At 39.4% G+C, this 12,477-nt stretch carries 8 protein-coding genes; 6 read left to right on the forward strand and 2 right to left on the reverse strand.

Annotation, left to right across the window (positions count from 1 at the left end; genetic code table 11):
* Positions 1-27 precede the first annotated feature (27 nt).
* Together I6F50_RS00585 and I6F50_RS00590 are read right to left on the reverse strand one after the other, a co-directional pair.
* Entirely contained in the window at positions 28-2,568 is a 2,541-nt protein-coding gene (locus I6F50_RS00585; protein WP_165739246.1) for a TonB-dependent receptor, read from the reverse strand.
* 344 nt (positions 2,569-2,912) lie between these two features.
* Positions 2,913-5,048 carry a multiheme c-type cytochrome gene (locus I6F50_RS00590; RefSeq protein ID WP_197175031.1) on the reverse strand — a complete coding sequence of 712 codons (2,136 nt, stop codon included), beginning with the start codon at positions 5,046-5,048 and terminating at the stop codon, positions 2,913-2,915.
* Positions 5,049-5,392: 344 nt separating this feature from the next.
* Between I6F50_RS00590 and I6F50_RS00595 the strand changes: the two genes are divergently transcribed.
* The 6 genes from I6F50_RS00595 (at position 5,393) to I6F50_RS00620 (ending at position 12,439) form a co-directional block, all read left to right on the forward strand.
* On the forward strand, positions 5,393-6,814 hold the full coding sequence (locus tag I6F50_RS00595; protein WP_197175033.1) for a sulfatase: 1,422 nt from the start codon (positions 5,393-5,395) through the stop codon (positions 6,812-6,814).
* Positions 6,815-6,833: 19 nt separating this feature from the next.
* Entirely contained in the window at positions 6,834-7,997 is a 1,164-nt protein-coding gene (locus tag I6F50_RS00600; protein ID WP_197175035.1) for a mandelate racemase/muconate lactonizing enzyme family protein, read from the forward strand.
* 17 nt (positions 7,998-8,014) lie between these two features.
* Positions 8,015-8,890, forward strand: a complete 876-nt coding sequence (locus I6F50_RS00605; RefSeq protein ID WP_165739252.1) for an SMP-30/gluconolactonase/LRE family protein — start codon at positions 8,015-8,017, stop codon at positions 8,888-8,890.
* A 201-nt stretch (positions 8,891-9,091) separates the two neighbouring features.
* Positions 9,092-10,663 (forward strand): sugar porter family MFS transporter, encoded by a 1,572-nt coding sequence (locus tag I6F50_RS00610; RefSeq protein ID WP_197175037.1) that lies wholly within the window; start codon positions 9,092-9,094, stop codon positions 10,661-10,663.
* Between the two features lie 11 nt (positions 10,664-10,674).
* Positions 10,675-11,454, forward strand: coding sequence for an SDR family NAD(P)-dependent oxidoreductase (locus I6F50_RS00615; protein WP_197175038.1), 780 nt, complete (start codon positions 10,675-10,677; stop codon positions 11,452-11,454).
* 1 nt (position 11,455) lies between these two features.
* A complete protein-coding gene (locus I6F50_RS00620; protein ID WP_197175039.1) occupies positions 11,456-12,439 on the forward strand; it encodes a hypothetical protein in 984 nt (327 codons plus the stop codon).
* Positions 12,440-12,477: the final 38 nt, after the last annotated feature.

The raw sequence follows: 12,477 nt of genomic DNA on the forward strand, positions 1-12,477 counted from the left end.
TTTTTTGTATTTAGTTTTCGTTATCTATTAAAAGCTATATTGAACGCTTGCACCCACATAACGACTCCAATCTCGAGGGTAGAATGCTTCCCCAAACCCTTCAGAGTTTATACGTTGGCGGGTAGTGTACGACTTATCAAATAAGTTTTTAATGAATACACTAAACTTTAGGTTATCTTTGCTTACGCTTAAATAACCATCCCAAATGCTTGACGATGGGTTAGCTGATTCGCCAAAGGCAAGTTCGTTAATTGATTGCGTGTGGCTGCCATTATAACGCCAAACTGCACGTGTATTAGCATTCCAGCCTGTATCAGCAATTTGTGTATTATATGAAATAGTACTTAAAAATTGTTGCTCAGCATTATTAGGGAAAGATAAACCCGTTTGATCAAAGCTCTGATTGCCTGTTGAATCAGTTGTACAACGAGAAGCAAGTAAACCACCATCACCAGCAGGACAATTGATAGGTGTATCAGCAAAGTCCTCGTAGCGTGCATCAAAATAAGCGTAGTTAAATGACCACTTTAATTTATCTGATATTTTAACCACCACATCGGCTTCAATACCGGTTGAACGTGCTTGTGCTGCGTTTACATAGCCTGCAAAAATAATGTTATTTTCTTCATCTATTACACGGCTGGCACGTACTTGATAATCGTCAACTCTCATATCAAAGTACGTAAAGTTAAACAGTAAATCGTTATTAAAATACGCTGAACGCAGACCTACTTCAAAGTTTGAAGAGTTTTCAGGATCGGTAGGGAAGTTGTCTGCATCGGCAGGGTCGGTATTTGTTGTTACAAAGTAAGATGCCCCTTTATAGCCGGTAGAATAATTTACATAACCGCGAATATCATCAGTAAAGTCATACCCTACAACCGCTTTGTATATAAAGGCGGTGTCTGAGTTATCAAATTTAGTTGGCGCGTCTTGGCGTAAAATAAGCGATGGATCTGTTTGAGCAAGTTCTAATACTTCATTGAATGTTTCCATTCCAACACCTGTAGAAGGTGTTGCCAAATCTGTACGAGCAAAGGTTGCATCACTTTTTTCGTGTAATAATCTAAAACCAAAAGTAGCATCTAATTGCTCAGTTATTTGGTATTCAAGTTGTCCAAAAATAGCGACGTTTTCAAAACCAGTTGTAAAATCACCACTATTTAGTAAGCGAGAAGGCGTTAGTAATGAGCGGTCGTCATCGCCAGTAGTTGCATAGTTAGCTAAAAAAGCATCGGTAGATTGCTTTGAATAACACCCTGTTAATTTGCCGCCTTCAATAAAGCCACGGTTACCTGCAATACAGCCGTCACGTATTTCAGAGCGCTGACCGTCGGTATCATGGTAAAAAAGACCTAATACCCAATCAAATTTTTCATTATTAAATGACGAAATACGAAACTCTTGTTGAAGCACATCTACTGATTCGTTACCACCAAAAGCGGTTCGCTCTACAGGAAAATTAATAGTGAAAAATGCTGAACTGTTATATAAATCAAAATCTCTGTAGCTACCATTATAGCTAAGTGTAATTTCATCATTTAGGTAGTAATCAGCCGATATTGAAAAGCCAAAATTTTCTGTTCTACCAAAGTTACCTTCTGCATTACGCGATGTAACTGGGCCGCCGGCTTCTTCAAAAGTAGACTCAGGATTTACACGGTTATAGGTTGTGCCTTCAATAGTGCCATCATCTTTTACATTAACGATTGGACGAGGGCCAAAATCTGGGTTTATTCCACCTAAACGAGTAAGAGAACAACAATTTGTGTCTGTCTCTGAATATTCTAAGCGAAATAGTACGTTTAGTTCTTGGCCGTTATCGTACAAAAGTTGGCCGCGACCAGCTTTCGTTGTTTTTGCGCCTATGGTGTAATCTTCTTCACCAGGCATGGTGTTTTTTATCCAACCATCAATATCACTGTATTGCGCGTTAAATCGAGCTGCCCAGTTTTCGTTAAGGGGTACATTTACGGTGCCGCTAAAATCAGTGCCATCAAACTCAGTAACTTGTGCTCTAACCGTGCCTGAAACTCGGTCATCTAGTTGCGGCTTTTTAGTTACATAATGCAATAGGCCTGTTGATGTGTTTTGGCCAAATAAAGTCCCTTGTGGGCCGCGCATTGCTTCTACACGCTGTACATCTGAAATAGGTAAGTTAAGCATTGATTGGCGAGGTAATACTTCGCCATCTATAACGACTAGGTTTGAAGACTGTAAGCCAATTGAATTTGTAAAAGTGCCTATACCACGTGTTTTTAATGTTGTAGTTCGTATTTCACTGCTGTCATCAATGCCAAAACCAGGTAAGTAGGTGACTAGATCAAACCCATTATCTATACCAATTTCTTGAATTAAATCACCGCTTAGCACTTCGATTGAAGAGGGAACTTCTTTTAATGCTTGATCGCGTTTTTGTGCGCTCACTAAAATAACTTCAAAATCGTCTGAATTGCTTTTAGCTTGCTTTGCGGTTGTTTCTTCTTGTGCATATGCAGTGTGTGTGAAAGCTGATAAAGAACAACATGCAAGTAATATTGCTGTATGCAATTTACTGTGTTTAAGCATTTTAACCACTCCGTTTCTTCATAATTACTGTGTGTGCAGATAATGCAACGGCAGTATCTGTTATTTAGAATCAGGCTAATTAAACAGCGACTCTTAATTGCGATAAAGCTATAAGCAATCAAGAAGTGTAAATAATCACGAATGATTCATTCTAACAATTTAAACATATGATGTTTGCAAGTGCAATGTGTTGATTACTTGTTTATTAAATGTTGCTTGTAATATTGAGCTTATAACCTTGTATTACCGTTTAAGTAACACAAGATTATTAAGTTAAGTGGTTGAATTTTAATCTCTAATCTAAATTACAAATTTAGAATGAAAAATAATTCAATTTTCAAAAATTATTTTAAACGAGCAAAAAAGTGGTAATTCTCAGCATTTTTAAGCTTTTGAGCAAAGCTCATCCCTAAGTTTTTGAGCTGCTGCGCATTATTATAAGCACCCATTTTGAGCTTTAACTCACCCATGGCCTGCGCTGTTGAGCCAATGCTATCTAGCGCTAAAAAATACAAATAAGCGTATTGCACGTTATTACTCTCAAGTGTCATTGCGTGTTTAAACGAGTTAACCGAAGCGGGTTTGTTACCGCTTCTAATAAGCGCCATACCGTTTGCATAATGTAGCGGCGCAGAGGTAGGTACTGCTTTTAAACCACTATTTAATGTGCTTTGCATTTTTGCTGTTTGACCAAGGCGATAATAAATATCGGCTAAATTTACATAACTTGCATCAAAGTAAGGGTCAACGCTAATGCCTTTTTGTAACGACTTTATAGCACCGTTTATGTCTTGTTTATTAAGCGCGAGCATACTTTGATTTATGTTACCTTCACCGCGCCATGTATTGACAGTATTAGCGTGTGCAAGCTCTATAATTGATTGATTAAGCCCGTTTAACTGCGCTGTTGTTTGGCTTAGGTTTTGCGCAGCAGCAACACGCACCGACTTTAATTTGTCGGTTAATAGTTGCTTATAGCTTTTTAAGCGCTCTGCTTCGGGGAGTAAAAAGCCCACTTTAGCAATCGCTAAGCGAATAAGCGGAAGCGGCGAGTTAACCCAACTTTTTACTGTGGCATCGTTTAGCTCAGCGCCCGAATTACCTAAATAGGCAATTGCACTGGCGCGGTCTATTTCATTTAACGAAAAGTCATTAATTAAGCGCATATGTGCATTTTGCGATATCGCTTTTAATGAGCGCAGTTCAAGCATACTGTGGTCGCTTGCACTTAATGGCGGTGCTTTACCATGCCATTTTTCAAGCGTGCTTGCTGCCCATTCGTTTGTTTGACCGTCGTGGCATTGCACACACGCATTGGGTGTATCGTATTTTATTGATATGTCAGGGCGCGGAATTTTAAAGCTGTGGTCGCGCCTGTCATCAACGCCCATGTATCTGTTGGTTGGCATGTGGCAGCTAACACATTGTGCACCGGTTGATTGTTCTTTATGGCGATGATGCTCGGGTTTGTTGTATTCGCTGGCACTGTGGCACTGTAAGCACAGCCCATTTGTTTTTGTTTTAACTTTCATGGTGTGTTTATCGTGGCAGTCAACACAGTTAACTCCGGCTTTGTACATTTTACTTTGTGTAAAAGAGCCAAACACATACACTTCTTCTTTAATTTGGCCATCGGCGTGATACAAATTTGGTTCTAAAAATGAAGGGCTAAATTGATCCAAAAACGCTTGGCTGTTATTAAAGCCATCGGTTAATGGGCTTCGAAGCGAATGACACGCATAACAGCCTTGCATAAAGCTGTTATCGCGCGGCTCACCTTGCCAGGTAGCAATGGTGTCATCACCGATTATTTTCCACTGCGACATATTGGTAGGGCTTGTTTGAGCTGTCTTTATTATTTTTTTAGTTTTATGTTCATCCGTTATATCGCTGTGGCACGATTTACAGCCCACATTTATGTTTGAAAAGTGCGTATCAAAGCGCTCCTTTTCACTATTGAAATTACGCTTTAAATTATCAGAATGGCAATCGGCGCACATGCCGTTCCAGTTTTGCAGAGGTTGCAGCCAATGGAGACGGTCGCTGGGTTTTACATCTTCGTTAGTGTAGTTGGCATACCAACGCTGACCGCCTAGTGATTTAGCGCGACTATCCCATGCAAAGGGAAATACTTGGTATTTGCCTTTTTCAACTTCAATTAAATACTGTTGCAGTGGGTCAAAGCCAAATACATAACTTACGGTGTACGTTTTTTTTGTACCTTGCTCGGTCAAATCAATTAAAAAGGCCTCTTTTTCTTTATAAAACACGGCTTTTTGAGAAAAGTGGGTCGCGGTTATATTACTAAAATCACCAAGCACGGTACCTTTATTGGCTAAAGCCATTGAACTTGCATGGTCTGACTGCTTCCAATCGTAGGTTTGTTGTTGATGGCAAGACTGGCACTCATCATTTGCAACCGCTGAAAAACAGCTGCATAAAAAAAGAACAACAAAAAGGCTGTTTTTTATATTTATCATTTTAGAATCCACCTTTAATAGCACACTAATGCATACTTAAAACTAAATAACGGGCCGCAGCTAAGTACACAGTAAATAGGCTTTGCCTTTAAACTGACACTGTTATTAGGCTTAAGTAATAGTGAGAAATTGAAAAATTAATTTCAAAATATCATACATCATATGTTTGCAATATTGTTATGTTTTGTTTAGTGTAGCGATATTGTGATTTATAAACGCATTATTTACAACTCAACCATTAAATTAACTAGCCGTAATAGTCTAATATAACCAATATGTTAGCTATGGTGTAATTAATATTTTTTAGCTATGTGCTTAACTATTATATTAAATAGGAAACTGTGATGAATAAGCTACTTGTTCTTCTTTCTGTATGTTTAGGCTTTTGCGTTAGTGCTAATGCAATGGCAAAAGCACAAACAGAAAAACCTAATATTGTTTTAATTTTTGCTGATGACGCAGGTTTTGGTGATTTTGGCTTTCAAGGTAGTACGCAGCTTAAAACACCTAATTTAGATAAACTTGCCCAAAGCGGTGTCCGTTTTACTCAAGGTTACGTAAGTGATTCTACTTGCGGTCCTTCACGTGCAGGTTTAATGACGGGTAAGTACCAGCAACGTTTTGGTTACGAAGAAATTAACGTACCAGGTTTTATGAGCGATAACTCAGCACTTAAAGGTGCAGATATGGGCTTGCCATTAGATCAAAAAACAATGGGCGATTATTTTAAAGAGCAGGGTTATAAAACAGCGGTATTTGGTAAGTGGCATTTAGGGGACGCCGACAGGTTTCATCCTTTAAAACGTGGTTTTGATACCTTTTTAGGGTTTAGAGGTGGCGACAGAAGCTACTTTAACTATTCAGAACAAGAAATGAAAAACGGAAACAAACATTTTTTTGATAAAAAATTAGAACGCGACTTTGGCAATTACGAAGAGCCAAAAGAGTACTTAACCGATGAGTTAGGTAAAGAAGCCGCTAAATACATTGAACAAAACAAAGACGAACCCTTTTTTATCTACCTAGCTTTTAACGCAGTACACACTCCGCTTGAATCAGATCCTAAAGATTTAGCTAAGTTTCCAAACTTAACGGGCAAACGTAAAGAGCTTGCTGCAATGACCCTAGGGTTAGACAGAGCCAGTGGTTATGTAATTGATAAACTTAAAGAGCTAGGCTTGGATGAAAATACTATTGTGGTTTTTTCAAACGACAACGGTGGCCCATCTGATAAAAACGCATCAAATAATGCACCACTTGCAGGGACTAAATCAAACCAGTTAGAAGGGGGCATTCGTGTACCATTTTTAATTAGCTGGCCAAAGCATATTGAACCAGGTTCGACTTACGACTACCCAGTAAGCACACTAGATCTACTGCCTACTTTTTACAGTGCCGCACAAGGTAAGGCGTTAGGTAATGATATTGATGGCGTTGATTTACTCCCTTATATTCAAGGTAAAAACACAGCACGCCCACATAAAGTGATGTACTGGAAAAAAGAAAACAGAGCTGTAATACGCGATAACGATTGGAAACTTATTCGTTACCCAGACCGCCCTGCAGAGCTATACGACCTAAGCACAGACATTAGTGAACAAACAGATTTAGCAGCAAAAAATCCTGAACGTGTTAAAACTATGTTTAAATCATTGTTTGAATGGGAATTAACGTTAGAGCGTCCGCGCTGGTTATTAAAAAGAAAATACGAAAAATACGATATAGACCGCATGGATAAATACCGTTTACCAGCAACTCAACCTTAATAACGCATAGGTAATAATAATGAAAATAGAATCTGTTGAAGCGCTTTTAGGCTGCGTAGGGAAACGTAATCAGCTATTAGTAAAAGTAGTAACCGAATGTGGCATAGTTGGCTGGGGCGAATCGGGCTTATCAAATCGAGAGCAAGCAGTTATTGGCGCGATACATCACTTTGCTGGATTTTTGAAAGGACAAGATCCACGTAAAATTGGCCGTATTTGGCAAGAACTATACCGCAGCCATTACTTTGAAGGGGGCCGTGTAATTACGGCTGCTATTTCAGCGATTGATATTGCTCTTTATGATATTTTAGGTAAGTCACTACAAGTGCCTGTTTATCAGTTGTTAGGGGGCAAACAACGCGAGCACATAGAGTGTTTTGCGTGTTGTTATACAGAGGCCGATCCTGATAAATTTGACGATTTAGTTAAAGAAGTAAAAGCACTTATAGCGCTAGGTTGGACAACAATAAGAGTCATACCGAGTCGTTTTGACGATTTACAGTTTTTTGAACCACAAGAATCTATAACGCGCACAGCTCGCTGCTTAAATGAGCTGCGTAAAGTACTCGGGCCTGATATTACACTTGGTATTGATTACCATCACAGATTAAGCGTGGCTGAGGCAGCTTCGTTTTGCCAACGTTTAAAGCCCGATACACTTGATTTTATTGAAGAACCGATTCGTCATGAATCTCCTGATGCGTATAAAACGCTGCGTACTTTAACGCATATTCCTTTTGCGATTGGTGAAGAGTTTAGTTCTAAATGGGCAGCTAAGCCTTATATAGAACAAGGGCTTACTCAGTATTTACGTGTTGATGTGTGTAACATTGGTGGCTTAACAGAAGCAATGAAAGTGGCTGGTTGGGCTGAGGCACATTATATCGATGTTATGCCACATAACCCGCTTGGCCCTGTGTGTACAGCAGCCACAAATCACTTTGCAGCAGCGCTACCAAATTTAGGCTTAATGGAAACGCACCAAGGCCCGTTTAGTGAGTTTGGCGCCCATGATCCACTTCTTTTTCCTAAGCAGCATGTGTTAACAGGCAATAAGTTTACTATCCCTGAAGTACCTGGTTTAGGTGTTGAAGTGAATGAAGCCGCGTTTAGATTGGCAACCCCTGTAGAAACCGAAGCACCGCATTTATCAAAGCGTGATGGTTCACATACTAACTGGTAACTTGTTTAGAGAATTAAATGAATACAATTACAGCGACTGTTTTTGACAGCACACTAAATTTTGTAGGCGAGGGGCCTTTGTGGCACCCGATCACACAAACGCTTTATTGGGTTGATTTTCCAAACCATATTTTGCACAGCAAAAAAGGCGACCATAAAGTTGAGCAACGCTTAGACAATATGGTTACCGCTCTGGCTTGGGTAAACAATGAAACCCTATTACTAGCAAGTGATAAAGGCCTAAATACCTATAATACCAGCACGCATAAGCAAACTTTTTTGTGCAGCGTTGAAGCAGATAAACCTGACAACCGCAGTAACGATGGGCGTGCCGATCCGTGGGGTGGGTTTTGGATAAGCACAATGCACGGTGATGCTCACGAAAACGAAGGGGCAATATATCGTTTTCACAACGGCGTACTTACTCAAGTTGTTAGTGATTTAACCATACCCAATGGTATTTGTTTTGATAAGTCGCGTGCTAGAGCTTATTACGCAGATTCAAAAACGCAAAAAATTTACCGATTTGACGTCGACTCACTTACGGGTTCGCCAATAGGAGAAAGTGTGTTGTTTTTTGACTATTCAAGCTCAGCTGTATCACCTGATGGCGCTGTAATTGATAGCGAAGGCAACATGTGGATTGCACTTTGGGATGGCGCACGTGTAGATTGCATATCGCCCGAAGCTAAGGTAATTCAAAGCTTAGCGACTCAAACACCTCGCCCTACCTGCCCAGCGTTTGGCGACGATGGTACAACACTTTACGTAACGTCAGCACAATGTGGCCTAGAAGATACCCCATTTAATGCTATACCTCACGGCGCTACGCTTGCATTTAAAAATGCGGTAAAAGGCGTGTTTGAGCCTTGTGTTAAAATAGACGGCTTTTAATTTTACGTATTCACTTTAAATATTAATTTTGTGTTTTTTCCTCTTACATTAATTAGATGTGAGAGGAAAAACACATTGCACATATAAACATCATATGTTTATATTGTTTTTACTAATTCTATCAATGTTATTCTTTTATATGTTGTAGAGCACTCATTACCAACACAGTAAAAGTATAAAAATAAAACTAAGGGTAATACATTGAAAGACACACACACACAATCAACAAAAGCAATTAAGTACTCCCTCATTGCAGCATTTGGCGGATTTGTATTTGGCCTAGACGCGGCCAATATATCGGGGGCGTTACGCTATGTTAGTTCGCAGTTTGAGCTAACCAGTTTACAAACAGGTAATGTAGTGGGTTGCGCCATTGTTGGCGTAATCATCGCATTATTTTTTACAGGTACTTTATGCCAAAAATTTGGTCGTAAAAAGGTACTTATTGGCATTGCTTTAACATATTCACTCTCTACGGTTATTTCTGCTTTTGCGGTAAGTTACCCCATGCTGGTTGTTGGACGCTTTATAGGAGGGGTCGCATTTGCCTCCATAACCGTCTCAGCCATGTATATTGGTGAAATTGCACCCGCTAATAAACGCGGCCAATTTGTATCAGTTAATCAGTTGCTTATAACGTTAGGTAGTTTATTTGCGTTTGTTGTTAATTACTTTTTTGTTAAAAACATGGGCTCAATTGAATGGTTAAATGAAGCCAATATTTGGCGTTATATGCTTGGCTTTGAAATTGTGCCTAATATTATTTGGTTTTCGTTATTAATGACGATTCCTGAATCGCCGCGCTGGTTAATGAGCAAAAAACGTGATGAAGAAGCACGCGCTGTATTCAAAGGTATGGGAATAAATAACGCCGATACCGAAATAGTACTCAATGATATTAAAGCAACCATTCAAGAAGATTCAAAAAACAGTGCACTAGAGCAACTTAAAGTATTGTTTAGTAAGCCTATGCGTTTTGTTGTGCTACTTGCTGTATGTTACGCAGTAGTGCAGGGTGCAACTGGCATGAACGCCGTATTGTTTTATGCACCTACCGTGTTTGAGCAAATAGGTATGAGCGTCGAAAACTCTTTTTTACAAACAATAGTACTTGGTGCGGTATCTGTATTATTTACATTGGTCGCCATATTCTTTGTTGAAAAACTCGGCAGAAGAACATTAACAATTACCGGTTTGCTGCTTATTGCTGTTGCGCATGTATCAATTTGGTATGGTTTTGAAAATGCCACGTACTCACTCAACAGTGAAGCAATAACCAAAGTTGCAGAGCAAAAAGTAGATATTACAAAGCTGCACGTTTTCGAAAATAAAATATACAGCACGGATGTTGCGCTAAAAGCAGATTTAGCCACTATTTACAGTAAAAAAGAGCTACCAGTTGTTACCGGTGCAATTATTAATGCTTCTATAAATATTAGCCCTGCGTATGTTTTATTTGGCTTATTTGCATTTTTAGCCGCCTTTAATATGTCGATAGGGCCAATAATGTGGGTGATATTCTCGGAGATATTTTCAAGCCGAGTACGCAGTGTTGCGCTACCCTTTGCCGCCTTAGTACAGAGTATTTCTAGCTGGAGTATTCAGCAGTTTTTCCCTTGGCAATTAGAGAATATGGGCGCAGCAAATACGTTTTTATATTACGGAGGCGTCGCTATTGTAGGCTGCATTGTTATGGCATTCATACTTCCCGAAACTAAGGGCAAGTCTATTGAGGCCATTGAACGCGATTTGGTCCCTGGGCTCAATAAATAAGGAATATAACTATGTCATCACGATTATTAAACGAAGTTGCTATTGTCACTGGCGCAGCCGATGGAATTGGAAAAACAGTAGCACGCGTATTTTGTGAGCAAGGCGCTAAAGTGTGTGTTGCTGATATAAATAAAGAAATGGGTGAAAGTGTTGTAGCAGAGCTAAAAAGCAAAGGGTTTGATGCTATTTTTGCTCATACCGATATTAGGGACGAAGCGGCTATAAAAAACATGGTTGAAAAAGTAGTTAATGAGCTCGGCAAGCCCAGTATTTTAGTTAATAACGCCGCTTTAATTAGCCCCGGGCGAAACGTAGATGACGTTACTCCACAAATGTGGCGTGATAGCTTTGCAGTTAATGTTGAAGGTATGTGGCAGTGTGCTGTAGCCGTACTTGAGCATATGAAAGAGTTAGGCCGAGGTAGTATTATAAATGTAGGTTCTGTGCATTCTTATAAAATTGTACCGGGATATTTTCCGTATGCGGTAACTAAGCATGCGGTTATAGGGTTAACTAAAAACTTGGCCGTTGAATACGCAAAGCACAACATACGAGTAAACGCACTGTGCCCAGGCATGATAGAAACACCTATGGCGTTTAAGTCGTGGGAGCAAACAGACGATCCGCAAGCTTCACGCAAAGCAATGGGCGATGTACATCCTCTAAAACGAAATGGAACAACAGAAGAAATTGCTTACCCAGCCGTGTTTTTAGCCAGTTCAGATTCGAGTTTTATGACAGGGCAAAGCTTAATCATTGATGGTGGCCGTTCTGTAATTTATCACGATTAAAGTGCTTAACTTAACACACTGTAAGGCTCATGGTTTTGAGGCTATTTTGCTAAAAAATAGTGAGCTTGCTATTACAGTCATTCCTCAGTTGGGTGCAAAAGTCATCTCTATTGTAAGCTTAAAACACAATAGAGAGTGGCTTGCTCACGATAAACAAATCACTTTAAAACCTGCAAAAAACAATGATTTCTCTGAGCATGATAGCGGTGGTTGGGATGAATGTTTTCCGGGTATTTCTCCTCAGCTGTACGAACATATCCCCAATAAAACGCATTTTTCACATGATCATGGTGAGTTGTGGTGCCAAGCATGGCAAATAACTAATACCCATATTAGCGATGAAGAAATAATACTTAGCTTACAAGCTGAGGTTTTTGACTCTACTTTTACATTTATAAGAACGTTTACCTTAAAAAAACACAGTAAGCGGCTGCTTGTTGATTACTACGTAAAAAATAACACAACTCACAATCTCCCTTTTGTTTGGTCAGCGCATCCTATTTTTGCCATAAAACCAGAGATGCGTATTTTAATAAATAACAAACATATGGAGTTTAAAGTTGATGAAGGGCTAAGTCATTTTTATAACGTTAATAGTGCCTTTATTAACTGGAGTGAGTGCTCAACTAAAGTCCCGCCGCTAAATAAGGTTATGCCCTATAACAGTGGTTTTGCAAGTAAGGTTTTTAGCAAACACCTAAATACGGGCACTCATAAAGATCTAAATATAATTGTAAAACTGGTTGATGATAAAGCTCAGCAAAGCTGCGGGTTTGAATTTTCATCAACAAACATAAGTCACTTGGGGCTTTGGTTTAATTACAACGGTTGGTCTGCCAATGAGCAGCTACCCCCTTTTGTACTTGGGATAGAACCTTGTATAGGCAATAGCGATTCTTTACACAAAGCCATGGCGAGTGAAGAGGAAGGGTTAATTAAAGGCAATGCTCATAAATCTTGGCATATGAGTTTTTTTGTTAACTAAATGTATTTTGTGTTTGCTCAATCAAACATCATATGTTT

Origin of the sequence: Pseudoalteromonas sp. NZS127_1 (assembly GCF_015864295.1) — a bacterium.
Taxonomy (GTDB): domain Bacteria; phylum Pseudomonadota; class Gammaproteobacteria; order Enterobacterales; family Alteromonadaceae; genus Pseudoalteromonas; species Pseudoalteromonas arctica.

Coding starts and splice junctions, on each gene's coding strand:
- I6F50_RS00595 (WP_197175033.1), top strand. CDS start 5,393: ATGAATAAGCTACTTGTTCTTCTTTCTGTATGTTTAGGCTTTTGCGTT.
- I6F50_RS00605 (WP_165739252.1), top strand. CDS start 8,015: ATGAATACAATTACAGCGACTGTTTTTGACAGCACACTAAATTTTGTA.
- I6F50_RS00585 (WP_165739246.1), bottom strand. CDS start 2,568: ATGCTTAAACACAGTAAATTGCATACAGCAATATTACTTGCATGTTGT.
- I6F50_RS00615 (WP_197175038.1), top strand. CDS start 10,675: ATGTCATCACGATTATTAAACGAAGTTGCTATTGTCACTGGCGCAGCC.
- I6F50_RS00590 (WP_197175031.1), bottom strand. CDS start 5,048: ATGATAAATATAAAAAACAGCCTTTTTGTTGTTCTTTTTTTATGCAGC.
- I6F50_RS00600 (WP_197175035.1), top strand. CDS start 6,834: ATGAAAATAGAATCTGTTGAAGCGCTTTTAGGCTGCGTAGGGAAACGT.